Source organism: Flavobacterium sp. FG68 (assembly GCF_057808895.1).
In genome coordinates this window covers 25,630-50,817 of the sequence record NZ_JBMDIY010000018.1, presented here as the reverse complement: position 1 = coordinate 50,817, position 25,188 = coordinate 25,630, and the positions used below count along the sequence as shown (strand labels likewise).

The 25,188-nt window shown below is 33.7% G+C and carries 22 protein-coding genes; 10 read left to right on the top strand and 12 right to left on the bottom strand.

The genetic code is table 11. The annotated features are described in order from the left end of the window. Window positions 1-134 precede the first annotated feature (134 nt). Window positions 135-1,217: a glycine cleavage system aminomethyltransferase GcvT gene (gene gcvT / locus ACODSB_RS12970; protein WP_488937357.1), complete on the bottom strand. Its 1,083-nt coding sequence runs from the start codon at window positions 1,215-1,217 to the stop codon at window positions 135-137. A gap of 364 nt (window positions 1,218-1,581) precedes the next feature. Between gcvT and ACODSB_RS12965 the strand changes: the two genes are divergently transcribed. The 3 genes from ACODSB_RS12965 to ACODSB_RS12955 all read left to right on the top strand — a co-directional run bounded on the left by ACODSB_RS12965 (window position 1,582) and on the right by ACODSB_RS12955 (window position 3,912). Then, window positions 1,582-2,430, top strand: coding sequence for an NAD(P)H-hydrate dehydratase (locus tag ACODSB_RS12965; RefSeq protein ID WP_488937356.1), 849 nt, complete (start codon window positions 1,582-1,584; stop codon window positions 2,428-2,430). A 326-nt stretch (window positions 2,431-2,756) separates the two neighbouring features. Then, window positions 2,757-3,539, top strand: coding sequence for a HipA family kinase (locus tag ACODSB_RS12960; protein ID WP_488937355.1), 783 nt, complete (start codon window positions 2,757-2,759; stop codon window positions 3,537-3,539). Then, the gene (locus ACODSB_RS12955; RefSeq protein ID WP_488937354.1) at window positions 3,529-3,912 is read left to right on the top strand and encodes a DUF3037 domain-containing protein; all 384 of its coding nucleotides are present in this window, start codon (window positions 3,529-3,531) and stop codon (window positions 3,910-3,912) included. Before ACODSB_RS12960 ends, ACODSB_RS12955 begins: the two co-directional genes overlap by 11 nt. 235 nt (window positions 3,913-4,147) lie before the next feature. Here the strand turns inward: ACODSB_RS12955 and ACODSB_RS12950 are convergent, their stop codons facing one another. Beyond that, window positions 4,148-5,257 (bottom strand): pectate lyase family protein, encoded by a 1,110-nt coding sequence (locus ACODSB_RS12950; RefSeq protein ID WP_488937353.1) that lies wholly within the window; start codon window positions 5,255-5,257, stop codon window positions 4,148-4,150. A gap of 237 nt (window positions 5,258-5,494) precedes the next feature. On the opposite strand from ACODSB_RS12950, the gene ACODSB_RS12945 reads away from it, so the two are divergent. Further along, a complete protein-coding gene (locus tag ACODSB_RS12945; protein WP_488937352.1) occupies window positions 5,495-6,085 on the top strand; it encodes a Crp/Fnr family transcriptional regulator in 591 nt (196 codons plus the stop codon). 296 nt (window positions 6,086-6,381) lie between these two features. Here ACODSB_RS12945 and ACODSB_RS12940 read toward each other — a convergent pair whose 3' ends face one another. Together ACODSB_RS12940 and ACODSB_RS12935 are read right to left on the bottom strand one after the other, a co-directional pair. Then, window positions 6,382-6,930 carry a HutD family protein gene (locus ACODSB_RS12940; RefSeq protein WP_488937351.1) on the bottom strand — a complete coding sequence of 183 codons (549 nt, stop codon included), beginning with the start codon at window positions 6,928-6,930 and terminating at the stop codon, window positions 6,382-6,384. Window positions 6,931-7,060: 130 nt separating this feature from the next. Continuing rightward, the gene (locus tag ACODSB_RS12935; protein ID WP_488937350.1) at window positions 7,061-7,567 is read right to left on the bottom strand and encodes a GNAT family N-acetyltransferase; all 507 of its coding nucleotides are present in this window, start codon (window positions 7,565-7,567) and stop codon (window positions 7,061-7,063) included. A gap of 348 nt (window positions 7,568-7,915) precedes the next feature. On the opposite strand from ACODSB_RS12935, the gene ACODSB_RS12930 reads away from it, so the two are divergent. After that, on the top strand, window positions 7,916-8,299 hold the full coding sequence (locus ACODSB_RS12930) for a helix-turn-helix domain-containing protein (protein ID WP_488937349.1): 384 nt from the start codon (window positions 7,916-7,918) through the stop codon (window positions 8,297-8,299). A gap of 179 nt (window positions 8,300-8,478) precedes the next feature. Here the strand turns inward: ACODSB_RS12930 and ACODSB_RS12925 are convergent, their stop codons facing one another. The 6 genes from ACODSB_RS12925 to thrA form a co-directional block, all read right to left on the bottom strand. Next, the gene (locus tag ACODSB_RS12925; protein ID WP_488937348.1) at window positions 8,479-8,790 is read right to left on the bottom strand and encodes a hypothetical protein; all 312 of its coding nucleotides are present in this window, start codon (window positions 8,788-8,790) and stop codon (window positions 8,479-8,481) included. 198 nt (window positions 8,791-8,988) lie between these two features. Continuing rightward, entirely contained in the window at window positions 8,989-9,855 is an 867-nt protein-coding gene (locus tag ACODSB_RS12920) for a hypothetical protein (protein WP_488937347.1), read from the bottom strand. A gap of 131 nt (window positions 9,856-9,986) precedes the next feature. After that, entirely contained in the window at window positions 9,987-11,192 is a 1,206-nt protein-coding gene (locus tag ACODSB_RS12915) for a hypothetical protein (protein ID WP_488937346.1), read from the bottom strand. 177 nt (window positions 11,193-11,369) lie between these two features. After that, a complete protein-coding gene (gene thrC / locus ACODSB_RS12910; RefSeq protein WP_488937345.1) occupies window positions 11,370-12,659 on the bottom strand; it encodes a threonine synthase in 1,290 nt (429 codons plus the stop codon). Between the two features lie 386 nt (window positions 12,660-13,045). Next, the gene (locus tag ACODSB_RS12905; RefSeq protein WP_488937344.1) at window positions 13,046-13,969 is read right to left on the bottom strand and encodes a homoserine kinase; all 924 of its coding nucleotides are present in this window, start codon (window positions 13,967-13,969) and stop codon (window positions 13,046-13,048) included. A gap of 126 nt (window positions 13,970-14,095) precedes the next feature. Then, window positions 14,096-16,543: a bifunctional aspartate kinase/homoserine dehydrogenase I gene (gene thrA / locus ACODSB_RS12900; RefSeq protein WP_488937343.1), complete on the bottom strand. Its 2,448-nt coding sequence runs from the start codon at window positions 16,541-16,543 to the stop codon at window positions 14,096-14,098. A gap of 640 nt (window positions 16,544-17,183) precedes the next feature. On the opposite strand from thrA, the gene hutH reads away from it, so the two are divergent. The 5 genes from hutH to ACODSB_RS12875 all read left to right on the top strand — a co-directional run bounded on the left by hutH (window position 17,184) and on the right by ACODSB_RS12875 (window position 23,041). Continuing rightward, window positions 17,184-18,698, top strand: a complete 1,515-nt coding sequence (gene hutH, locus ACODSB_RS12895; RefSeq protein ID WP_488937342.1) for a histidine ammonia-lyase — start codon at window positions 17,184-17,186, stop codon at window positions 18,696-18,698. A gap of 48 nt (window positions 18,699-18,746) precedes the next feature. Continuing rightward, on the top strand, window positions 18,747-19,391 hold the full coding sequence (locus ACODSB_RS12890; RefSeq protein WP_053473567.1) for a DUF47 domain-containing protein: 645 nt from the start codon (window positions 18,747-18,749) through the stop codon (window positions 19,389-19,391). 30 nt (window positions 19,392-19,421) lie between these two features. Next, window positions 19,422-20,765: an inorganic phosphate transporter gene (locus ACODSB_RS12885; protein ID WP_053473566.1), complete on the top strand. Its 1,344-nt coding sequence runs from the start codon at window positions 19,422-19,424 to the stop codon at window positions 20,763-20,765. A 160-nt stretch (window positions 20,766-20,925) separates the two neighbouring features. Next, entirely contained in the window at window positions 20,926-22,335 is a 1,410-nt protein-coding gene (locus ACODSB_RS12880; RefSeq protein WP_488937341.1) for an SMI1/KNR4 family protein, read from the top strand. Window positions 22,336-22,537: 202 nt separating this feature from the next. Next, window positions 22,538-23,041 carry a hypothetical protein gene (locus ACODSB_RS12875; RefSeq protein ID WP_488937340.1) on the top strand — a complete coding sequence of 168 codons (504 nt, stop codon included), beginning with the start codon at window positions 22,538-22,540 and terminating at the stop codon, window positions 23,039-23,041. Between the two features lie 23 nt (window positions 23,042-23,064). On the opposite strand, the gene ACODSB_RS12870 is transcribed toward ACODSB_RS12875, so the two are convergent. Both ACODSB_RS12870 and rimK read right to left on the bottom strand, forming a co-directional pair. After that, on the bottom strand, window positions 23,065-23,586 hold the full coding sequence (locus tag ACODSB_RS12870) for a DUF421 domain-containing protein (protein ID WP_488937339.1): 522 nt from the start codon (window positions 23,584-23,586) through the stop codon (window positions 23,065-23,067). 95 nt (window positions 23,587-23,681) lie between these two features. Next, a complete protein-coding gene (rimK, locus tag ACODSB_RS12865; RefSeq protein ID WP_488937338.1) occupies window positions 23,682-25,052 on the bottom strand; it encodes a 30S ribosomal protein S6--L-glutamate ligase in 1,371 nt (456 codons plus the stop codon). Window positions 25,053-25,188 lie beyond the last annotated feature (136 nt).

Sequence of the window (25,188 nt, the reverse complement as noted above, 5' to 3'; positions counted from 1 at the left end):
TCTTACATATAAATAAGAAATAAAATGCCGAAGATTAAATGATATCAAGGGATAATACTTGCAATCATTTAATCTTCGGCAAAAAAAATGCATTACCATTACAGTAATGCATCTTACAATATTTATAACTTTAATTATTTCTTGTAAAAAGGCAGTTTTACCACTTTTGCAAGAACATCATTTTTTCTAATTCTAATAAAAATATCACTGTCAACAGCACTATTTGAAACCGTAACATATCCTAAACCAATTCCTTTATTCATAGAAGGAGACATTGTTCCAGAAGTTACAATTCCAATTACAGCTCCAGAACCATCTACAATTTCATAATCATGTCTTGGCACCGCACGTTCCTGCATTTCAAAAGCAACTAATTTTCTGGTAACACCAGCTTCTTTTTGCTTTTTAAGAGCTTCAGAATTAGTAAAATCTTTATTGAATTTTGTGATCCATCCTAAACCAGCTTCAAGCGGAGAAGTAGTATCATTAATATCATTTCCGTAAAGGCAGAATCCCATTTCTAAACGTAAAGTATCACGAGCTGCAAGACCAATAGGTTTGATTCCAAAAGCTGCACCAGCTTCAAAAACTTTGTTCCAGATAGCTTCAGCATCAGCATTTTTACAGTAAATTTCAAATCCTCCCGAACCAGTATAACCAGTTGCAGAAATAATTACATCATTAAAACCTGCAAAATCTGCTACTTCAAAATGGTAATAAGCAATCGCAGATAAATCTATAGAAGACAAAGCCTGCATAGCCTCAACCGCTTTTGGTCCCTGAATTGCCAATAATGAATAATCATCAGAAAGGTTTTTCATTTCAACTCCCAAATCATTGTAAGAGGAAATCCAGCTCCAGTCTTTTTCAATATTCGAAGCATTTACAACAAGTAAATACTCTTCTTCTTTCATTTTATAAACAATCAAATCGTCTACAATTCCGCCTTCGTTATTTGGCAGACAAGAATATTGCGCTCTACCAATAGTTAAAGTCGAAGCATCATTTGAAGTCACTTTTTGAATCAAAGCCAAAGCATTTGGCCCCGTTAACAAAAATTCACCCATATGCGAAACGTCAAAAACGCCCACACTATTACGAACCGTTTCATGTTCAGCATTTACACCTTCATATGTAATAGGCATGTTGTAACCCGCAAAAGGCAGCATTTTCGCTCCCAAACTCTCATGTATGTGCGTAAGCGCAGTATTTTTCATTGTGTTGTTTTATAAAATTGTTCTGCAAATCTATTCAAAAAATATCTAATTTGAATGCCTTAAATTATAAATTTCGCAATAATTAGGAGCTATTTCCTGCTATCCGCTATATCTTTTGCTTTTTAAAGAAAAAAGCAAAAGGATACCGCTGCTATCAGGGCTAGGACTTAACGGAAACAATAAACATTCGTGTTTTCGATTTTTTATGTAACTTTAATCATAATAAACAGTAACGAATCATCTTTTATAAAGTCAAGCTTCACAATCAGCTATGTTTGTTAAAAACAAGTGAAACGCCTTTAACCACAAAGAAAAGCTATGATTCTATGTGTTTAAAAATAAATGCACCAACAAAAGCCATCAAATGAAATCTCCATATTTAATCACAAAAGAAGAAATCTTAAAAATATACAAACCCGTAAACCCTCATACACACAAGGGAATTCAGGGTCATGCTGTGATTATCGCCGGAAGTTACGGAAAAATAGGAGCAGGAGTTTTGGCTTCAAAAGCATGCTTAAAATCCGGCTGCGGACTCGTAACGACTTTTATACCAAAATGCGGTTATCAAATCCTTCAAATCTCCATTCCAGAAGTAATGACCGTTACCGACGAAAACACCAATTTCATTACTAATATTCATTTGCCATTAATTCCGCAAGCAGTTGGAATTGGCCCCGGAATAGGGAAGGAACTCGGAACACAAAAAGCCTTATTTGAATTTTTAAGAATCAACAAAGCGCCTTTGGTTCTCGATGCCGACGCTTTAAACATTATTTCTGAAAATTTATCATGGCTGGAATTAGTTCCCGAAGACACGATTCTGACACCTCATCCAAAAGAATTAGAACGCTTGATTGGAAAATGGAATTCAGAATCTGAAAAATTTCAAAAAACAATCGCCTTTTCAGAGAAGTATAAAGTTATCGTAGTCATGAAAGGCGCACCAACATTCACTATAAACAGAAATTCTGTCTACGAAAATACAACCGGAAACGCAGCCTTGGCAACCGCAGGAAGCGGCGACACCTTAACTGGAATCCTCACAAGTCTTCTGGCGCAAGGCTACGAACCCAAATACGCCTCAAAATTCGGAGTCTATCTTCATGGACTAACAGCAGATATTGCTTTGCCAAAAACTGGTTACGAATCTTTCATAGCCTCAGATATAATCAAAAATTTAGGAAGGGCTTTTTTGAGTTTAGAAAAGTAATTTTAACGCAAAGCTCGCAAAGGTTTTTCGCTAAGTTCGCTAAGTTTTTTTAAGGTGCTTTGCTTTTTAAAGGTCGCAAAGTCGCAAAGTTTTTTAGGTAAAGTTTCTATACAGTTTGTCATTTCGAGGAACGAGAAATCTCCACAAGTAACTCCTCAGCGAGAATCGAATCTTTGTAGAGCTTCTTGTGGAGATTTCTCGTTCCTCGAAATCACAAGATTGGGAATATAGCGTGAACAAAAACTTTGCGACTCTGCGTCTTTGCGAGATTAAAAAACTTTGTGTCTTTGTGGCTTCGTGGCAAAAACCTTAGTAAGTTTGTATTTATGAAAAACAACTTCGATCTCAGAACGGTAAACGTCATGCGTTATATAACGCCGCTGCGCGAAGGCGGATCTTTACCCGCTTTGGCAGAAGCCGATGACGATTTTAAATACGTATTAAAATTTAGTGGTGCCGGACACGGCGTAAAAGCCCTTATAGCCGAATTAGTTGGCGGACAAATAGCAAAAGCCTTAAAACTACAATTACCAGAATTAGTATTCGCAAATCTCGACGAAGCCTTTGGAAGAACCGAAGCTGATGAAGAAATTCAGGATTTACTGCAAGGAAGCCAGGGATTAAATCTGGCACTTCACTTTTTATCAGGAGCGATTACTTTTGATCCCGTTGTAACAACTATCGATGCCAAATTAGCTTCGCAGATTGTTTGGCTGGATGCTTATATTACAAACGTAGACCGAACTTTCAAAAATACCAATATGCTAATCTGGCATAAAGAATTATGGCTAATTGATCACGGAGCATGTTTGTATTTTCATCATTCCTGGAACAATTGGGAACAGCATGCCAAAAGTCCGTTTGCATTGATAAAAGATCATGTTTTATTGCCTCAAGCTTCACTTTTAAAAGAAGTTGACGCTGAATTTAAAGCGATTTTAACGCCAGAAATTTTAGAAGATATCGTAAATACAATTCCGTTAGACTGGCTTCAGTGGGAAGATGCTGACGAAACGCCGGAAGGATTGCGAAACGTTTATTTGCAGTTCTTAAAAACTAGATTAGAGAATTCAGAAATATTTGTAAATCAGGCTCAAAATGCAAGATAACCACTTATACGAATATGCTGTGATTCGTGTTGTGCCAAGGGTAGAACGCGAAGAATTCCTGAATATCGGAATCATTTTGTTTTGCAAAAAAGCCAAATTTATAAAAGTACTTTTTCATTTGGATCAAGCCAGAATTCAGGCGCTTTCAAACGATTTTGATATCGAACAATTAGAATGCAATCTGACTTCATTAGAAAAAATAGCAAAAGGAGCCAAAGACGGCGGTCCAATCGCTGAATTTGATATTCCGGAGCGTTTTCGCTGGTTAACCGCAATTAGAAGTTCTGCAATCCAAACTTCAAGACCACATCCGGGTTTGTGTCAGGATTTGGAGAAAACGATTCAAAGATTGTTTGAAGAGTTGGTGCTTTAAGGAAAGGATCAAAGGTGTAGAGGTTCAAAGTTACAAAGGTTTTCTGTAGAGGCGCACAGCAGTGCGTCTACGCCCCAATTGTCCATACTTTGTGTTAGACGCACTGCTGTGCGCCTCTACATTTAATCTTTGCGCCTTTGCGCCTTCGTGGCAGAAAAAAAATAAAAAACCACGAACTGCATCCCTGCAATCCGTGGTTCTAACTAAAAACTAACTTACTTTTATTCTAATTCAATTAAAACGAACCGCAGATATTGCCGCCTAAAGTTGCTCCTGCATTTGCTGAAATATCAGCTTTAACAGCAGTTTTATTAAGTTTTACAATAGAATATGGCGGAGTAAAAGCAGTACCGCTTCCGGCTTGATTTCCGGTTGTATTTGTAAAAACGTTATCAGTTGCCGTAACAGCCGTATAGCCGCTCATTAAATCGATAGGCGTTTTTACACCTTCAAAAACGTTGCTTTCTACACGAAGATCAGCTTCAAAACCTGCAGCGATGCATTTATTGCTTACCGTACTGTTAAAGAAGTTGTTTACTAAATGTACTTTTCCAAAACGAACTCTTGGCATTCTCTCTTTACATCCTGGAGCCCACCAGCATCTTGCAAAAGTGATTCTCAATTTGCCGCGATCGGCAGTAGCACCATCGCTTGAACCAATTAAGTTTGAATATCTATGATCGTCTGATCCTCCTGAACCTCCAGCTTTTGGTGGTTTTAGATAATGGAATTTAGAATACGTAACCGAAATATAATCGGATTTGTTTTTGATGTCGAAGTTTCCGTCAACACCATCTCTAAATTCGCAGTGATCGACCCAAACATTCGTGCATTCATCCAAAATTGCGTTGTCCCAGCCATCAGTATCATAAGCTCCTGGGCCTTCAAAGATTAAATTTCTGATGATTAGATTTTTGCATCTTTTAATATTGATAATACCAGAAGCATCTTTAGTCTGATTTGTCGAAACCAGTTTTGCACCACTTGTGCCATAAATGGTTTTACCCGTTTGATCCTGAAATGATAATCGTGTAGTAACAGTAATTGTTCCGGAAACTTTGATCACTTTTACAGAAGTGTTCTCTATAGCCGCTTTTAATTGAGCGTAAGTTGTAACCGTAGTTTCAGCCGAAGAACCGCCGCCGGTTGTACTTCCGTTTTGAGAAGCCCAGCCGGGAACTTCAGAACAGTTTCCAATTTTTGCGGTTAAATTCGTCGTAGCCGACTGTGTTGTTGTTTCGATACTTGCTTCTGTATTTGATGAAGCAATTTCTTCAGAATTACATGCCGTAAATCCTAAAGCCAATGTTAGTAAAAACATGGAGAGTGTTGATTGTAATTTCATAATTTAAGTTTGGTTATTTATAAAAGTTTAATAACACAAATCTGATTATAATTTGCAGGAAAAAAGTTGAACAAGTTCAAACTTTTGCAAAAAATTCTATGAAATTCGTTTTTTTAACAGTTGTTAATTTACAAAAATGCATAAATAGTGTACATTTACGTAATCGATTACATTTTTTAAACCCCTAATAAAGAATGGATTGAAAAAACAAATTTATTTCCAACAAAAACCACAAGCATGTACAACCTACTAAGAAAAAACATTGAGCGAAAGATCCCGCTCACAGATGAAGAATGGAATATCATTGTTTCAAAAGCGGAACTTATTAAACTTAAAAAAAATCAGTTTCTTCAAATCCAGGATTCTAATAATAGTTATGAGGGGTTTATTTTAAAAGGTTCATTTAAAACTTATATCTTAAACGAAAACGGAACGGAAACCGTAATTTTCTTTTCTTTCGAAAATGAATGGATGTGTGACTTAGAAAGTTTCTATCACCAAAAACCAACAACTTATAATATCAAAGCCATAGAAGACAGCGAAATTTTGGTCATAAATAAAGCTCAAAAAGCGCAATTGTTTGCAGAAGTTCCCAAGCTTATTCAGTTTCATGTTTTAATGATTGAGCGCGCAAATGTAGCTATTCAGCAAAGACTTTTAGATGTTTTAAATAAAACTTCAAAACAGCGTTATTTAGATTTTAAAGATCGTTATCCGCAAAAAGTCCAGACCATTAATAACAAAAATCTTTCATCGTATTTAGGGGTTTCGCACGAGTTTTTATCAAAGATTAAGAGAAGGTTTCCTAGGTTTAAAGGTTTTTCGTAGAGACGCACTGCAGTGCGTCTAACAGAAGTTTTTTAGCCACAGATTAAAAGGATTAAAATGATTTTTGTTTCACGCAGATTAATCCCCAATCTTGTCATTTCGACGAAGGAGAAATCTTCGTAAGTAACTCCACAACGAGAATCCAATCTTTGTAGAGCTTCTCGCGCAGATTTGCTTCGCCTATCCGCTGTCGCTCGGGTCTCCTTCGTCGAAATGACAAACTGTATGGAAACTTTGCGACTTTACAAGATTTAAAAAAAACTTAGCGCCTTAGTGTCTTCGCGGCAAAAAAACTATTAAAAATCCAATATTCCAAAAAGGCATTCATTAGAAAAATGAAGCAATATATTTTCCTTTTCTTGATTTTCAATGACTAATAAATCATAAGATTCCAGATCATATGGATTCTCATTAATTTTAATAGATGTAGTATTTAAAGAAAATAAAATTATTATTTGAGCATTACAATTCTGATTGCTATTTGTTATTTCCAGTTTATGACGGGAAATTTTTTCAGAAACCATCCAATTAAAATCCATACCATTTGTATAAGAAGTCACTTCATCATCTGAATTAAATTCCATGATTTCATACTTCTCATACACTTTCCTTTCTTTGTTTACCTCAATATCTAAGCAGTTATCAAGCATAACCAAATATCGGTGATAGCCCTTAAATTTGGTAAACTCTGAAGGCACTTTCTCTATTGTAGCACTGCTTATTCTGAATAAAAAAACTCTATCAGTATAGTTTGCTGTTTTCGGATATATCATATATTCATATGTCAATCCGCCACTCCAAATAGAGGGTTTACTATCTTTTTTAGAGAAAAGACTTATTTTCATTTATTGAATATTTTATAAGATTTCAAAGTATCTAAGATTCATATTTAATCTTCTTTTAAATGAACTTATATCACTTATATGGTAAAAAAGAAAAAACTTAGTGTCTTTGTGCCTTCGTGGCAAAAAAAACTTAAATCTTTTTCTCTAAAAATATAAACTCCAAAGGTTCTTCTGAAACTGTAATATGAATTTCGCTTTGAGGGAAAGGTTCTCTTTCGCCTGTATCAACATAACCGTGACGTTTGTACCATGCAATAAGTTCCTCACGAACCGAAATAACCGTCATAATAATGCCAGACAAACCAAGCGTTTTAGCATGAATTTCGGCTTCAGCCAAAAGCTTTTTCCCGATTCCGCTGTTTTGAAGTTCGGGCGAAACGGTCAACATTCCTAAATACAATTGATGTCCTTTTTCAACCAATAAAACCGAACCAATAATTTTGTCATTCTCCGTAAATTTCAGAATTGTATTTTTTGGATTAAGGAAAATTTGGGTCATTTCTTGTTCGTCGGTTCTTTTTCCTTCTAGTAAATGGGCTTCGGTTGTCCAGCCTTTTTTAGAAGATTCTCCTCTGTATGCTGAATTTATTAAGATTGTTAATGCTGGAATGTCTTCGAGTAATGCTTTTGTAATCATGTTATGCGGATTGTATTATAAATATAAATAGTTTCCAGTTTTAACTGGAAAAAAATTGAATTGCCTACAGCTTTAGCTGGAGGAACAAAGTTATGTTAGAAAATGGCTTTAGCCTAATCTTTTTTGATAGAACGCGGATTAAACAGATTTGCTTTTGCAATCCCGATAGCTATCGGGAGCAGATTTACACGGTTTGTATATTTAAAATCCGTATTAATCCGCGTCTTCGTGATAACGAATCCGTTAAATCTGCGTTCAAATATAAAATTGAAAAGCGTATCTTACAAAAACTAGTTTGTTTTTTACCTAAATTTATTTTCGTTTAAGAATTTTAAATATCTTTGAATTATGAGTACAGCAATAAAACCAAAACATATCGGCAGAAACATAAGCCGTATCAGAGAGCTTAAAGATATGAAACAGGAAGCACTGGCACTGGCTTTAGGAACAAGTCAGCAGACCATTTCGGCTATTGAAAACAGCGAAATTGTCGAAGAACAAAAACTAATTGAGATAGCAAATGCTCTTGGTGTTTCTGTTGAAGCAATTAAAAACTTTTCGGAAGAAGCGGTTTTTAATATTATTGGAAATACTTTTCAAGATCAAAGTGCAGTTTACAATTGCAATTGCACTTTTAATCCTTTAGATAAAGTTGTTGAGCTTTATGAACGTTTGGTGCAAGCTGAAAAAGATAAAGTTGAGTATTTAGAGAAGTTATTGAACGGGAAATAACCGTTTTTAAACATATATTAAATTGAAAAGAGACCTTTGATGAGGTCTCTTTTTTTGTTTCTTATTTCTTATTGCTAGCGCGAGCGTCTCGCTCGTGAACGTTCCAATTGGTTTTTGAATTTCCTTGTGCAAACAAGCGAGACGCTCGCGCTAGCGGGGGGGGGGAACATCAATAATTTTTACAAACGTTCTTTTAATTTTTTATTCGTGATAGATTCTTTCACTTTAAAGAAAAAGAAAAATAGTATCAAACTAAATACAAAAAATGTCATAAACATATTAAAGTAATATTCACCTTTTGATACATTCAAAAAAAGCTTATTTCCTTTTGCATCAGATTTATTTGTTGCATCGAAGACAAAATATTTTCCATGCTCAATTTTACCACTGATTGCATCTCCTCCGTGAATATAGTATATAATGAAGAGTACCACAATAGATACTAGAAGTGTAAGTGATATTATTTTGATCAAGTTAAGTTTTAGTTTCATTGAATAATAACTATTGTTTACGGATTTTAGTTAACATTGGCTATAACTAATTTATAAGCGAAACAAACTTTTCCTCAGCTAGCGCGAGCGTCCCGCTCGTGCCCATTCCAATTGGTTTTTGAATTTCTTTGTGTTCACGAGCGGGACGCTCGCGCTAGCAAGTTATAGACACTAATCATTCTTTATTTATTTATTTATTTATTTATAATCATTTGAGTAGTAAACATAATATGGTCTATCTATTGATTTCTTGGTTGAAGTTAAATGATTAATGCAATTTAATTGAAAGTATTTTTCCAAATCTTCAGACTTTAATTTTTTACAATTATTAATATCACTTTGTTTAATTCCAATAAATAATTTGCCATAGACTTCAATTTCTGTTATAGTGTCGAGTTTAATCGTCGTCATATGGTCGCTTGTCTTTAGAATTGTTGTTACTGCGGTAACTTGTGCATTATATTCTGGTATTTGAAAACAAAATGTAAATAAACTATCATCCCGATTTATGTCATATTCACCTCTAAAATCGGATTGTTGAAATATTGAATCTTTATTTAAAGAAATTTTATATTCTCTACTTGAGAGGTTTTTTAAATTAATGGATTGTCTAGGACTTGAATCAGCCACAAAAATCAACATACACAAAATTCCAATAACAGAATTAAGAATATTATTGTTTTTTTCTTCTATTTCGGTTGTTTTTCTTTTGAAATAAAGATAAGAAAATGGCAGAATTATTAATGCAACTAAATCGGTTAAATCAACTGTTCTGTAAAAAGCTAAATTTGTAAAATTCGAAATCCACTCAATAAATGGCTGCGATATTTCAAATTTCCATAAAGTAAAAATTAAAGAAATTAGAAGATAAATTTTGTTCGCATTTTTTTCGAAAAAAATTGAAATGAAGTAAGGAAAAATAAAAAGACCAGCAAAGTCGGATAATTTACCCGTTATAAAATTTGAAAAAGTATATTTAAGATAGAAGTCATTTAATACTAATGTCAATAACCCTAATAGGAAAAGATTCTTTTTTAATAAGTAATATTTTGGATTTTTTGTCATTCAATTATTCGTTTCTTTTTCTTGTTTTTCAAATATATATTTTTTTCATGTTTTTACCTTACTAGCGCGAGAGAATTGCGTTTGTCGGCAATTTTATTTTATAGAGTTTACAATTTTGCATCTCTTCTTTGCTATTTGTCATAATGGAATGCTATTATTTCAAGTAAAACTTTTTTATTTTCATCTTGGGGCAGTCTAAATACATAACTAAAAGAGGATTCTCCTTTTTCTCCATTAGAGCTAACATAATATTCATGATTGATAACTTCATTTTTAATTGTGCTTAGCACATTACTAAAGTCTTTGTTAGTAACAAATAGAATTAAAGCGGTTTTTGAATCACGCCAAGTTAAATACCTATCGAATAATTGAGAAATTGCTTTTAAAAATTCTGAAGTTCCGTGCCAAAATTTGCATTCCGCAACAAACAAATTGCTGTTATCATTAGCATATTTAAGTATAATATCTGTCTTTCCTCCACGATTAAATGTTTCTCCTGTAGCAGTCGTTCCATCATATCTGGTTTCTAAAAACAACAAGACTTGATCTCTTAAAGCTTCTTCATCTTTACCTTGATATGTCGAAGGTTTTTTTTCCATGCTTTTACCTAAATCATATATTACTTTTAAAATATCGTTATACATATTCATTGACATGGTTGGTTCGCTGGAAAATTCTTTATTTTTGGATACTGTAGGTTGCGGAATGTCTTTTTTTGTAATAGTTGGAATTGTAAAAACGGATTCAGTGTCTTTATTAATGCTAATATTTATAGCAGCAAAAAAATCATTTTCTTGTTTGAATTTATTTTTTTCAATATGAAATACTCGCTTCACAGCATTTTCAAAACCATCTACAGTAGATTGTACATTATTATTAATTCTCTCTAAATTATTAAAAGCATAAGAATAAGCTTCTGACTTTGCTCTATTAAACTCTCTAACATCTTGTTGGTAAATTGAAAATGAAAAAGATACTCGATTATTTTTTACATGTATATCATAGCTGGCAGTAGTTCTAGGATTTGGTTGAACAAAAAATAATTCTTCACTTCCTGTAAATTCATAGCTCACAGTAAAGTAGTACACTTCAGCATCAAAATAATATCCCCAAGGATCACTTCTTTTTTCTATTTCTTTTTTAGGCGCTGAAATGGATTCAGTTTCAAGATAAATCTGTAATGGTTCAAGTCTATATTTTTCGACTAAATATTCAATAAATTCTTCCTCATCTATTTTAAGGATATAATCTTTTTCTTTAGATAATATTTCTTCTTTTATTTTATCAAAATGTTGTGTTGGAAAATCCAACCAAGAAATACCTGAAAATGACTTCATTTTTTTTGAATTTAAATAGAATAAAATGTTGATAATTAGGGTTCTTATTTTTCAAATGTAAGTATTTTTTATTGCTAATTTTTACGGATTTCCGTAGTTGATATATTTATTAGGGTTTATGCAATAAAAAAAGCGAGTAAAAACTTTTTACTCGCTTTAATCATTTATCATATGTTTTTACTTCAAGAAAGCCTTCAACTCCTCATAAGTCCCAATCTTCACACTAACTTTTTCCTCATTAATAACACTCTCAATCTGAGCAGGAATCGGAAGTGTAATTCCCAAAGCAGGTTCAACAACATCTAAAAACTTAATAGGATGTGCAGTTTCTAAGAAAATACCAATTGCGTTACTATGTTTTTCCAGTTCTTTTTTCAAGCCTAAATAACCAACAGCGCCGTGCGGTTCTGCGATATAACCATCTGTGTTATAAATTTTCTTTAGAGCTTCAAGAGTTTCTTCATCAGTATAACTATAAGAAGAAAAGTCTTTTTCGAAAGCTTTTAAATCGTTGTTGTACAATTCCTGAATTCTAATAAAGTTACTTGGATTTCCAACGTCCATGGCGTTAGAGATTGTTGCTTTAGAAGGTTTTGGATCGTATTTTCCGTTTTCTAAGAATCTTGGCACCGTGTCGTTTACGTTTGTAGACGCTACAAAATGTTCAATTGGTAAACCTAATTTCTTTGCCATAATTCCGGCGCAGATATTCCCGAAGTTTCCGCTTGGGCAAGAGAAAACTAAAGGTTTGTTTTGGCTTTTCAACGCTTTGTAAGCAAAGAAGAAATAAAACATTTGCGGTAACCAGCGCGCAATATTAATCGAATTTGCCGAAGTCAGGTTTTTATGCACTAAAGTTTCATCTAAAAACGCTTTTTTCACCATATCCTGGCAATCATCAAAAACACCGTCAACTTCAAGTGCTTTAATGTTTTGCCCTAAAGTCGTCAATTGTTTTTCCTGAATATCGCTCACTTTTCCTGACGGATATAAAATCACAACATCAACGCCGTCAACACCTAAAAATCCGCTGGCAACGGCTCCGCCTGTATCTCCAGAAGTAGCGACTAAAACGGTGTTTTTAGCGTCTTTTTTGTCTTTGTTGAAATAGCCCAGACAACGTGACATAAAACGCGCTCCAACGTCTTTAAATGCCATTGTTGGGCCGTGAAATAATTCTAATGAATAGATGCCGTTTTCAACTTTCACAACCGGAAAATCAAAAACCAAAGTATCAGCAATGATTTCTTTTAATTTGTCTGCAGGTATTTCATCGCCAACAAATTGTTTTATGGCTTCAAAAGCAATTTCTTCGTGGCTTAAACTTTCGATTTTATCAAAAAATGACGGATCAAGTGGTGTTATGCTTTCTGGAAAATATAATCCTTTATCACTCGCTAATCCTTGTATAACAGCTTCCTGAAAAGAAACTTTTGGGGCATTATGGTTTAAACTGTAGTATTTCATTTCTAAATTTTAGATTTTAGATTTTAGATTTTAGATTATTTGGAGAAAATTCCAATTTTTAAATTCCAAATTCCAATAGTTATGTTCGGTTTTCTTGTCATTTCGACGGAGGAGAAATCTCCGCAAGTAACTCCGCAATGAGAGTCAAATCTTTGTCGAGCTTCTTGTGGAGATTTCTCCTTTCAGTCGAAATGACAAACTGTATGGTTATGTTTTGTGTCTATACTTTGTCGACAAACTAGTGCGATTTGCTTCGCCTGTTCGCTATCGCTCGAGTCTCGTTCCTCGGAATGACAAACGTTGTGTCATTACTTTGCGTGGGCTTCGACTTCGCTCAGCCTGACAAACTTTGTCTTAATACTTAATTCTTCGTACTTAATACTCTTCTACAAAATTCTTACGCCATCAGGATTAATTTTCGAAACGTGAATTTCATATGGTAAATTCATTTTTTCGTAAACGTCGCTCATGGCTTTTGCGATTTGGTCTGCGGTTTCTTTTCCTCTGCTTAAAGCGAAAATCGAAGGGCCAGAACCTGAAATTCCAGAACCTAAAGCACCGTTTTCAAGAGCCGTTTGTTTGATTAAATCAAATCCCGGAATCAAAACGCTTCTTAATGGTTCAACGATTTCGTCATGAAGCGAACGTCCAATTAAGTCGTAATCTTTTGTGTAAAGACCCGCTATGAGTCCGCCCACATTTCCCCATTGCATAATCGCGCTTTTTAGGGAAACGGTTTGTTTTAATACCGAACGTGCATCAGAAGTTTTTAATTCAATTTGCGGGTGAACCACAGTTGCGAATAATTCTTCCGGGCTGTCAATTCTAATAATATCAAGCGGAGCGTAACTTCTTACCAAAGTAAATCCGCCTAAAAGGGCAGGAGCAACGTTGTCAGCATGTGCATTTCCGCTGGCTAATTTCTCGCCCTGCATCGCAAACTGAACCAAATCTTTACGAGAATACGGTCTTCCTAATAATTCATTAATTCCGAAAACCGCTCCGGCAGAACTTGCAGCGCTGCTTCCAATTCCGCTTCCGGCTTTTATGTTTTTGTAAATTTCGATTTCAAATCCAAAATCTAGTTCGTCTAAAGTTTCAAGCATTGCCAAAGCAGCAACTCCAGAAACGTTTTTTTCGGTTTCCAAAGGTAAATCGGCACCGACAATTTTAGTGATTCGAACTCCTTTTTGATCGACTTTTCGAACAATCATTTCATCGCCCGCATTGTCTAAGCAAAGTCCCAATACGTCAAATCCGCAGGAGAGGTTTGCGATAGTTGCCGGGCAAAATAGTTTTATTTCTTTCATTTTTTTGGTTTTTGCCACGAAGGCACAAAGTCACAAAGTTTTATTTTTTTAGTTTCTGAGATGCTAAGTTTCTAAGATACTAAGCATGAAAAAACTTAGAAACTTAGCGTCTTAGTGCCTTAGCGGCTATACATTCCCAATACGAATAACGTCTGCAAAAATTCCTGATGCTGTAACAGCTGCTCCGGCTCCGGCTCCTTTGATCAATAAAGGCTGATCTATGTAACGATCTGTGTAGAACAATACGATATTATCTTTTCCTTCTAAATTGTAAAAAGGATGATCTTTTGGGATGAATTGCAGACCAACGCTTGCTTTTCCGTTTTCGAATTGCGCTACGTATTTTAATCTTGAATCTTTGGCTAAAGCTTCGTTGTAAATGCCTTCAAAATGAGAAGCGTGTTTGATTAACGATGCAAAAAAGTCTTCGTTGTTTGTTGTTGCTAAACATTCTGCTGGTAAAAACGATTCGTTTGCAATGGCGTCAATATCCATTTCGTAACCGCTTTCGCGAATAAGAATCAGGATTTTACGCGCCACGTCGATTCCGCTTAAGTCAATTTTTGGATCTGGTTCTGTGAATCCCTGAACTCCGGCTTCTTTTACCACATCGTGAAAAGAATTGTTTTTATCGAAATTGTTGAAAATGAAATTCAAACTTCCTGATAAAACCGCCTGAATTTTATGTACTTTATCGCCAGATGCAATAAGGTTTTTTACGGTATCTATAATTGGTAATCCCGCACCAACATTTGTTTCAAATAAAAACGGAGCGTTGTATTGGCGTGATAAACTTTTTAGTTTTTTGTAATTGTCGTATGCAGATGAACAGGCAATTTTATTACAAGTTACAACGGCAATACTTTCTTTTAAGAATTTCTCATACATTTCAGAAACACCTGTATTTGCTGTAATATCAACAAAAATACTGTTACGTAAATTTAATTCTCTGGCACGTGCGATGAATTCTGTTGGAATGGCTGCTTCAGCTTTGTCTAAAGTCGATTTCCAGTCTTTTAATGAAATTCCATCTTCATCAAAAAGCATTTTTCTTGAATTCGACAAAGCAATTACGCGAACATTAATCTTTAAATTATCTTTTAAAAATTTTCTTTGATTGTGAATCTGCTCGATGAATTTTTCGCCCACATTTCCAACTCCCATTACAAATAGGTTCAGCTGTTTTGTGTTTTCTTCAAAGAAGTTTTCGTGTAAAGTATTCAATGCTTTTTTAACGTCTCTTTCGTTAATTACAGTCGAGATATTTCTTTCAGATGCACCTTGCGCAATCGCACGAATGTTTACGTTGTTTTTTCCTAAAGTAGAGAACATTCTACCACTTAAACCTTGGTGATTTTTCATGTTTTCACCAACCAAAGCAATAATGCAAAGGTCTTTTTCTACATAACAAGGATCGATTTTGTTTTGTGCAATTTCGATTTCAAAAGCTCTGTTAATAGCAGCTTCGGCATTATCAGCATCAGAATTTAAAATTCCGATACAAATAGAATGTTCAGAAGAAGCCTGAGTAATAAAAATTACATTGATTTTTTCCTGAGACAATACTTCAAACAAACGTCTTGACGAACCTGCAACACCTATCATTCCGGGACCTTCAAGTGTTAAAAGCGAAATATTATCGATATGACTAATTCCTTTTACAACCGTGTCTTTAGATTGAACATGATCAGAAATTAAAGTTCCTTCGGCTTCCGGCTCAAAAGTATTTTTGATCAGAATAGGAATATTTTTTCTTAAAACGGGTTGAATTGTTGGCGGATACAAAACTTTGGCACCAAAATGCGATAATTCCATAGCTTCCTGATACGAAATATTTGCAATTGGCTGTGCTTGTTTTACAATTTTTGGGTTTGCAGTAAACATTCCGTTTACGTCAGTCCAGATTTCCAGTTGTTCTGCATCGATTGCTCCGGCAATAATCGCCGCAGTATAATCAGATCCGCCACGGCCCAAAGTCGAAGTGATTCCGTCTAAAGTCTGTGCGATAAATCCCGGAAGAATATTGATTTTTGATTGATTCGAAGCAAAATATTCCTGAATCAATTGATTTGAAATTTCGAAGTTTACGGCTGCTTTTCCAAAATCAGCATTTGTTTTAATTAATTCACGGCTGTCTTTGTAAACGGCATCTTTTTCAGTTTGCTGAAAAGCCTGTGCGATGATATAAGACGAAAGCAATTCTCCAAAACTTAAAATAGTATCGGCAGTTCTTGGCGATAATTCGCCTAAAAGAAAACATCCGTCTAATAAAGTTTCTAAATGGTTTATGATTCTTTTTACATGGCTTAACAAACTGCTTTGCTCGCTTACCGGAATAAGATCTTTAAGTGTGTCAAGGTGTTTTTTCTCGATTTCGGCAACGATATCTCTAAAGCCTTCGTCGTTTGCTGCCGCTTTTGCTGCTGCTAATTGCAATAAGTCAGTTACTTTACTAAGTGCAGAAACTACAACTACTAATTTATCCTGCTTCACTTTTTGGTTAACAATTTCGAGAACGAGTTTTATATTTTGAGCATTGGCAACCGAAGTTCCGCCAAATTTTAATACTTTCATTTTTGATATTTTTTTAATAAGGTGCAAAGCTTTTGAGTAACAAAGGTTCAAAGGTTATTAACTGTGAACTGAAACTGAAAACTGTGACTATTTTTTTCTTTGTAAATGTTTTTTATGTATCCAATGCCTTTCTTCTTTTGCGAAAAAAGTATAGATAATCTGGATTATATGTAAAAATGTATACCCCTAAGGGGTAGTAGTTGTTGTAGTAGAAATTGTTGTAGCAGCAATTGCAACTCCTGTTTGAGTTGTCATTGTAGATTGATATTTTGCGCTGTTACTTTTCATTTTTGATTTTTCAAAAGTACAGATTTTTATACGAGTTAAAAATTTTGAAAGCCTTTTTGCGAATATTTTAATAATTTAAATCCTTAGATTTCAATATTGAGCATTTGTTAAAATTAAAGATGTTAAGTTAGCGTTTTAATATATTTCTGATAATTTAAAATGGAAAAACAGATACTTTCCCGACGATATTTTTACTGAAAAAAGGAGCAAAAGACCATGATTATCTACATTTTACTATTGCTAAATAAATAAAAGTAAAGATTGGGCTCTGTCGAAATTTTAATTATTGTGATAAAATGTTGCTTTTTAATATTGATTTGTTGAATTTTGACACCTTAAATTTAAAAATGTCATGAGAGATATTCATTATATAAGTACTGAAACTATTACGCTTGAAACTTTACAGGAAATTTTAGTAAATGATAAGGCACTTGAGTTATCTGAGGAAGCTAAAGTAAATGTTCAAAAATGCCGTGATTATTTAGATAAAAAAATGGCATCGCTTACGACACCAATTTACGGAATCAATACTGGTTTTGGATCTTTATATAGTGTAAAAATCTCTAATGAGAATTTATCGAAACTTCAGGAAAACTTAGTAAAATCTCATGCTTGCGGAACGGGCGAGGAAGTTCCGGCAGAAATTGTAAAAATGATGCTTTTGCTTAAAATTCAATCTTTAAGCTACGGACATTCTGGAGTTCAGTTGATTACGTTAAGCCGTTTGGTTGATTTTTATAATAATAATATTTTACCGGTAATTTATACTCAGGGTTCACTTGGGGCTTCTGGAGATTTAGCGCCGCTGGCTCATTTATCTTTACCTTTAATTGGAGAAGGAGAAGTTTATTTTGAAGGAAAAAAAGTGGCTTCTGCCGAAGTTTTAAAACATTTTAACTGGGAACCAATTGTTTTACAGTCAAAAGAAGGTTTGGCTTTGTTAAACGGAACGCAGTTTATGAGTGCTTATGGAGCTCATATTTTAATTAAAGCTTATAAATATTCATACTTGGCAGATTTGATCGGAACAATTTCTTTGGAAGGTTTTGATGGAAGAATTGAGCCATTTAATGAATTGATACATTATATACGTCCGCATAAAGGACAAATCGTAACGGCGCAGCGTATTACTGAATTCTTAGACGGAAGCGAAATTATCGCTCAGGAAAAGAAACATGTTCAGGATCCGTATTCTTTCCGTTGTATGCCGCAAGTTCACGGTGCTTCAAAAGATGCAATTGATTATGTTCGAAAAGTATTTAAAACCGAAATAAATTCGGTTACAGATAATCCAAATATATTTATAGAAGCGGATCAGATTATTTCTGGAGGAAATTTCCACGGACAGCCTTTAGCTTTGGCTTTAGATTTTATGGCAATTGCTTTGGCAGAATTAGGAAGTATTTCTGAAAGAAGAACGTATCAGTTAATTTCCGGTTTGCGTAATCTTCCGGCATTTTTAGTTGATAATCCGGGATTAAATTCTGGGTTCATGATTCCGCAATATACCGCAGCAAGTATTGCCAGTCAAAACAAACAATTGGCGACTCCGGCTAGTGTTGACAGCATTGTTTCGAGCAACGGACAGGAAGATCATGTGAGCATGGGAGCAAACGGAGCTACAAAAGCCTTACGAGTTTTAGATAATTTAGTGCGTATTTTAGCGATTGAATTGTTGAATGCATCTCAGGCAGTTGCTTACAGAGAGCCTTTAAAATCAAGTGATTTCATCGAAATGTTCTTAAGCAGTTATAGAGAAGTTGTACCATTGGTTAAGGAAGATAGAATCTTACATTATGATATTGAAAACACAGTTTCGTTCCTGGAGAGTTTTCAAATAGAAAACGATTTGTTAACAATGGCTTAACATTGTAAAATATTATTGAAGTAATTTTGCACTATCAAAAATATAAAAATGTCAATAAACAGTATTTTCCAATTTTTAGTGCCGAAAGACAAAAAATTCTTTCCACTTTTTGAAGAGGCTTCAAGCAATTTAATTGAATTAGCTTCTAATTTACACGAAGCGGTAAACCTTCCATTGAAAGAAAGAGAAATTCTTTTTCAAAAGATTGACGAATTAGAACAAAGAGGAGAGGACATTACACGTCAGACCAACTTGGAATTAAGCAGAAACTTTATCACTCCATTTGACAGAGAGGATATCCATACATTAATTACTTCTATTGATAACGTTGCTGATTACCTTCATGGTGCAGCAAGCCGTATGAGATTGTATCAGGTTGATAAGATTACAAAATCTATCAGAAGAATGACAGAAATTAACCTTGAGGCTTGTCAAAACATTGACAGTGCTGTAAAAGAGTTAAGAAATTTAAAGAATTTTAAAATCATTAAAGATGCTTGTGCCAGAATTAATAAACTGGAAAACAAATCTGATAATGTATATAACAAAGCAGTTTTTGAAATTTTTGAAAACGAAACAGACGCTAAAAATATCATTAAATATAAAGAGGTGTTATCTGTTTTAGAATCAGCAACAGACAAATGTAAGAGTGTTGCGAACATACTAGAATCTATTTCTGTAAAACATTCTTAATTCAATCTTTCATTCTGAAGTTATAATTTTATGACGCTACTTATATTAATTATAGTATTAGCCTTAATTTTTGATTACATCAATGGTTTTCATGATGCGGCAAATGCTATAGCGACTGTTGTTGCAACAAAGGTTTTAACGCCTTTTCAGGCCGTTCTTTGGGCAGCATTTTTTAACTTTTTAGCTTATTGGGTTTTCGGATTTGGTGTTGCAGATACTGTTGCAAAAACAGCGCACACAATGGAAATTAACCTGGTTGTAATTCTTGCCGGGGTTATTGCGGCAATTTGCTGGAATTTATTGACTTGGTGGTTAGGGATTCCTTCAAGTTCTTCTCATACATTAATTGGAGGTTTTGCAGGAGCGGCGGTTGCGCACGCTATTGCAGTTCATGGTTTTTCTGGTTATGTTGGAGAGGACGGAACAACACATTACTGGTATCAAATTGTAAGCTGGTATAAGGCCGGAAAAGATGGCGGAATGCCTTCTGGAGTTCTTATTATTATTGCTTTTATTGTACTGGCACCGCTATTGGGAGCTTTGGCATCGTATTTAATTTCTATCTGGTTATTAAATGCTTCTCGTAAAAGTATTTGGCCTAAAGTTTTTACTGTAGCTTTAATGCTTGGAACTATTTGGTTTGTATACGCTCAAATGGTTTCTTATGATGAAATTTTAGAGCATGGAAAACCTCGTTTTGATTCTCATTTTTGGAGTATAGCTTTTGACCCTCATAATATTAAATGGTTTTTAGTAGCCTTTATTATTTTAACTGTAAGTGCATTTTGTTTAATATTTAGCAGTTTAAATCTTCATCAGGCTGATGCTGCTTTGAAAAAAATGCAATTATTATCTTCTGCGGCTTTCAGTTTAGGTCACGGAGGAAATGATTCTCAAAAAGTAATGGGTATTATCGCTGCTGCTGTAGCGGTTTATATTAATACAAATCCTGGAGTTCATATGGCTTCCTGGTTAGATGTTGTGCTGCCAAATGATGATTTAGGAATAAAAGGAGTAATGCCGGGATGGATTCCGTTAGCATGTTATTCTGCAATTGCGGCGGGAACTTTAAGTGGTGGATGGAAAATTGTAAAAACAATGGGTTCTAAAATCACAAAAGTAAGTTCATTTGAAGGAGTTGCTGCTGAAACTGCCGGAGCTTTAACACTTTATTTTACAGAACATTTAAAAATTCCGGTAAGTACAACACATACTATTACAGGATCTATTATTGGGGTTGGATTAACAAAACGTGTTTCTGCAGTTCGCTGGGGAGTTACGGTAAGTTTAGTTTGGGCTTGGATTCTAACTATTCCAATTTCAGCAATATTAGCAGGTTTGGTTTATTTTATACTAAGTTTGTTTATTTCGTAAAATGATGAATATGAAATGTGAGATGTAAATCGCATTTTGTCAACATAATTAAAAAGCCGATTTCAATTGAAATCGGCTTTTTTTGTTATGATAATGTAAGTTGTTTTTAAGATTTAATGTATCTATATTTACTTGAAATAAATAAAGAAATAAGTTAATAATGGATGAATTAGGTCAAATCAAACGTATTAGATATAAGTTAACCTTAGCGAAAAATACCGACAAAAAGTATGAAGTGTTTGGTGCCGGTAAACATAAATATATTTTAGGTGAAACTGTTAAGGAAGCGGAAATTTTAAAGTTTGAAAAAGATTATGACTTAGAGCTTCCAGAGGATTATAAAGCGTTTTTGCTTCATATTGGCAATGGTGGAGTTTCTTATGCAAATTCTGCAGCTGGGCCTTCTTATGGAATTTACCCTTTAGGAAAAAATGTAAACGAATTTATCTATGAAAATACGACAGCTTATTTAAAAGAAAATTGTAGAATTTATCCAAAAATGCCAAACGAATTCTGGGATAAGTTAATTCAAAAAATTGAAAATGATGATATTTCGGATGAAGAATTTGACATTGAATTAGGGGAGATATTTTCTGGAATATTGCCGCTTGGAAGCCAAGGCTGTACTTATTATCATGCACTTGTTTTAAATGGAGAATTTAAAGGAAGAGTTGTTAATATTGATATTGACAGACAAAAGCCATCTTTTGCTTTCGAGTTAAATTTTTTAGATTGGTATGAAAGATGGCTTGATGAAATTATACCAGAAAAATTAAAACTAAATATGCCGGATTTTTTTAGGTTTTCACTTGGAGGATTATCAAGTTATATTTTAGAAGTATATTTTTCAACAAATGAAAATGAAACGAAAATTGAATGCCTAAAGAGTCTTTTAAAGAAGCAAAATCTTGATTCAAAAACTATTGAGGTACTAGAAGAACAGTATAAATTAAGTGTTGGTGAAATTCAAAGAATGATACTTCAGATACTTACGAAATTTGATTACGAAAAAGCACATTCTTATTTAATTGATTTATCAAGAGAGAACTTATTAGAGGTTTTTCAATTTGTGTTTTGGTATGCGAAAGAGAAAAGTCCTGAGTGGCTAGCAATTATTGAAGCTAACGCTGAGAAAATAAATAATGAAGAAACTTTTAGATTTTGTACTTATTTATTAAAGCAAATGAATATAGATTATAGCTATTTTATAATTCCTTTTACTTTAAATAAAAGCGAAAATATAAGGGTTAGTGCTTATTACTCACTGGGAAAATTAAGCAATAAGATTGATTATTTAGATAATTTTATAGTAGGTTTAAGCGATAGTTCAAATACAGTTATTCGTTCCGCATTGCAAGCATTAAATGGTATATTGGATAGAAAACTTCTAGTTCATTATAAGATAATTGCAGAAAAATTCCCTAAAGAGCAAGATTATATTTTGTCAAATTTAAACTGCAATCTTGAATTATTTGGATTATCCACAACAACCATAAAAACTATTAATATTGATGAATATAAAATAATTAATATGAGTAATCGAAAATGGTTTGAGTTTTGGAAAAATTAAAAAGCCGATTTCAATTTGAAATCGGCTTTTTAATTGCACTTAATTGTAAATGAAAATATGTCTGTAAATGGTGTTTTTATAATTTTTAGCAGTCATTTTTAAGATTCTGTAAATTGATATTTGCAGGATTATTAAACATGTAAACTCATTTTCTAAAGTATTGAAATAGATTGAAATGAGTTTTTAAAACTGCTAATCCCAATTGATACATATCTTTAAAAACAATAAGCTTTCACCGCTTTTCTTATTGGTGTTTTTTTTGTTTTTCTCTTGTAAAGGCGACGATGATATAAGAAGAATTCGCTTAAAAGTAGATCAAAAGAAAGTGACCAGCAATCCAAATGAAGAATCGGATATAATTTCCTGTTTTATAAAAGAGTCGGTCAGTAAATCTTTGAAAGGCATAAATACAGAAAAATTAAAATATTATACAGTTGAAAGAAATGATACTATTTTAGTAATAGCTAAGGTTAGTGATATGATGGGGATCCAAAAATCTTCCCGGAAAAAAATGTTATTTGCTATAAATGACTGTCTTATTTCTTCTGAAAGATATTATATGAAAAAGATTTACATTGATGTAGAAGGAAACTTTAGTACACTATTGGTAAAAACACCTATGAGATATGATTTGGATGGGAGGTTTGCTGATGAGGATTTACTTTTATCATTTTATGGTAAATCAAAAATCCCATTTAAGAAATAAGAAATAAAGTTTTTAGTTTCTCTTTAATTAAAATTTTGAAGACTTTTGTGATTGTGCTTACGTTTATAATGCGTTTGTTTTAATTTTTCCTGATCTTCAGAAATTATACTGATCGTTCCGTCAATTTCTAACATTGCAAGCTTTACATTTTTAAAAAATTCGATTCCATGTTCTCTCATGGCTTCCTTTAATTCTTCGTCAGAAATATCTAATTTACTTAAAGCTTTAAAATCGAGTTTTCCATCGTGAATTAATACTTCGGGTTTGTCTAATAACAGTTCGCCAAAAACCTTGTATTTGCGAGTTAGTTTTTTAATAATAAAGTTGATTACAAATAAAACTAATGCAGCAATTAAACCTCCTGAAAGACTTGTGTCTGGACCAACCATTGCATTTTGAACGGAATTACTAATTAGTAAAATCAGAATAATATCTGCCGTATTTAATTGTGAAAGTTCTTTTTTACCAAAAACGCGTAAGGCAATTGTCATAAAAAAGTAGACGGCAACGCTTCTTAAAATAATATCTAAATAAGGGAAAAGCATGTTTTTTATTTTAAAGTTAAAAAAAAACTTTGTCAAAGTTTTAAAACTTTGACAAAGCTGCTAAATTATTTATTTGGAATTAAGTTTAAATGAACTTAACCAAGTTTAAAATTCTTTTCAATTGCTTTGATCATTTCTCCGGCAATATCCTTATTTGTTGCGCCTTCGATTCCTTCAAGACCTGGAGAAGAGTTTACCTCCAATAATAATGGCCCTTTTGAAGAACGAATAATATCAACGCCTGCTACTTTTAAATCCATGGCTCTTGCAGCCTTAATAGCGATCTTTTTTTCTTCGGCAGTTACTTTTATTACAGATGCTGTTCCGCCAAGGTGAATATTTGCTCTAAATTCGCCCGGCATTGCTTCACGCTGAATTGCGGCAACTACTTTTCCGTCAATTACAAAACAGCGAATATCTTTTCCGTTTGCTTCTTTGATGAATTCCTGAACTAAGATATTTGCATTTAAACTTTTAAAAGCATTGATAACACTTTCTGCCGCTTTTTTGGTTTCGGCTAAAACAACACCTTTTCCTTGCGTTCCTTCTAATAATTTGACAATTAGAGGAGAGCCTCCAACCATCTTAATTAAATCGTCTGTATCCAGCGGAGAATTGGCAAAACCAGTTGTTGGGATATCAATACCGCTGTTTAAAAGCAATTGCAGTGAATATAATTTATCTCTTGATTGTGTTATTGCTGTAGCAGAGTTTAAAACGAAAACTTTCAATGCTTCAAACTGACGTGTTAAGGCACAGCCGTAAAAAGTAATGCTTGGTCTAATTCGTGGAATTATGGCATCAAATTGATTTAAGATTTTTCCACCTCTGTAATGAATCTCCGGAGTTTTAGCATCGAGTTTCATGTAGCATTCTTTGATGTTCAAAAAATGCATTTCATGGCCGCGCATTTCGCCCGCTTCCATGATTCTTTTATTACTGTATAATTCCGGATTACTGGCTAAAAGACCAATTCGTAAACCAGAACTTGCTTTTTCTGAGTTTTGATATAATTCTTTTAAAGCCTCGCTTGTAGGTTGTCCAAGTAAGTATTTCTCTTCCGGATCAACCAATACACGTCCGCTCATGGCTTCGCGTCCTAAAAGCATACGGAAACCCATTGAATCACGATTAGTCAAAGTCATTTCGATTGGCCATTTTGAATCGCCAATTCTAATATTGGTCTGAATTACATAACGGTGTTCTCTAAAACCGCTTGAACTTTTTACAATTCTTTTATCAACAAGCGGAGCTTCGCAATGAATGATGGTTTTAATATTATTTTGAATCGGATTAATGTCAAACTTAACCCAATTAGCATCATTTTTTATAAAAGGAGCTATGTTGATAGCGTGCATTGCCGAAGTTTTGGCACCAGAATCGACACGAGCCTTAATTGTCGGGATTCCAAGTTCTGGAAATGCGCACCATTCTTCGCTGCCTAAAATGACTTTGTTTTGAAGCATACTTTGTTTTTTAATTATAGAATTTAAATTCAAAAATAGCTATTTGCTTTTACTAAAGATAGTAAATTATCCAAAAAAAATACCCGTTAAGTTATGAAAACGTAACGGGCAGATTATTTTTGTTATAAATTTTGAC